The sequence below is a fragment of the Kocuria sp. CPCC 205231 genome, from assembly GCF_040980965.1.
Taxonomy (GTDB): Bacteria; Actinomycetota; Actinomycetes; order Actinomycetales; family Micrococcaceae; genus Kocuria; species Kocuria rosea.
On record NZ_JAVKPP010000052.1, the window covers coordinates 1 to 1,326 of the forward strand.

At 68.6% G+C, this 1,326-nt stretch carries 1 protein-coding gene; it reads right to left on the reverse strand.

Going from position 1 to position 1,326, the window contains the following annotated elements; genetic code table 11:
- Positions 1–59 precede the first annotated feature (59 nt).
- Positions 60–1,229, reverse strand: coding sequence for an IS481 family transposase (locus RF640_RS18795; protein ID WP_368828656.1), 1,170 nt, complete (start codon positions 1,227–1,229; stop codon positions 60–62).
- Positions 1,230–1,326: the final 97 nt, after the last annotated feature.

Genomic DNA, 1,326 nt, shown 5'->3' on the forward strand with positions numbered 1-1,326 from the left:
TGTGATGTCTCAGGACATCGGCAAGGCCCGAACCCACGGATGTGGGTTCGGGCCTTTTGTCATGCCTGGGGCTGGTAGTCGCGGGTGGGGTCGATGGTGAGTTCGCGCAGTAGCTCGCCGGTGGTGGCGTTGACCACACGTACCTGAAGGTCCTGGATGAGCAGGATGACGTGGGTTCCGGCGTGTGTTCGGCCGATGCCGATGTGGCGCAGGGCTCCGGCCACGCGCAGGGTGACGGTGCCGCTGCTGCCCACCCGGTCGTGGCGGACACGGTCGTGGGTGTCGGGATCGCGGCTGGGCCCGGGCAGGGCTTTGGGCATCGCGTGGTAGAGCGTGGCCGGGGTCGCCCGGTGGGGCAGGGAGCGGTGCGGCCGGTGCTGGTTGTACTCGGTGCGGAACCGGTTCAGGAGGCCCTGCAAGTCGAGCAGGGTCTCGGGCTGGTCGGGTTGGCCGCGCAGCCAGTTCTTGAGGGTCTGTTGGAAGCGTTCGACCTTCCCGCAGGTGGTGGGATGGCCGGGTCGGGAGTTTTTCTGCTCCACATGCCAGTCGCGCAGCTGCTGCTCGAAGCCGTTGCGCCCGCCCCGGCGGCCGAGGCCTGCGTGGCGGACGGTGTAGACCATGCCGTTGTCGGTCAGGGTCGAGGCGGGGATGCCGTAGCGGCTGGTGGTGGCGCGGAAGGTGGTGACCACGATCGGGGTGGTGATCGCCCGGTGAGCGGAAAGGTGCAGGGCGTAGCGGGTGCAGTCGTCGAGCCAGGTGATGATCTCCACCTCCTGGCCGCCGGCCAGCCGGTAGTGGGTGAAGTCCGACTGCCAGGTCTCGTTGGGCATGGTGGCCTGGAAGCGGTGCAGGGAGGTCTTGGGTCGCTTCTTCGGTTCCGGGGTGATCAGCCCGGTCCGGGTGAGGTAGCGGCTGATCGTGGCGCGGGAGACCTGGTGGCCGTGGTGGTGGTGCAGGTGCCAGGCAATGGTGTCCGGGCCGGCGTCGTGGCCGGCGGCGGCCAGTCGGGTGCGCAGTTCGACGATGAGCTCCACCACGGCGGGGTCCACGGCATTGGGGTGAGTGTGCGGTCTTCGCGAGCGGGGTTGGAACGCGTCGGTGCCCTCGGCGCGGTAGCGGGCCATGAGGCGGCTGACCCAGGCCTCGGACAGACCGTAGCGGCGGGCGGCCTCGGCCTGGGAGAGGCCTTCGGTGGTGATGGCGGTGATGACCAGTTCTGCTCTCGACACGGGGAAGCATCCACCCCGGATGCACCCTGCCGCGGATGTGCGACCTCATGTTGCCGATGTCCCGAGACATGCCTTGCCTATGTCCTGAACCAGCACA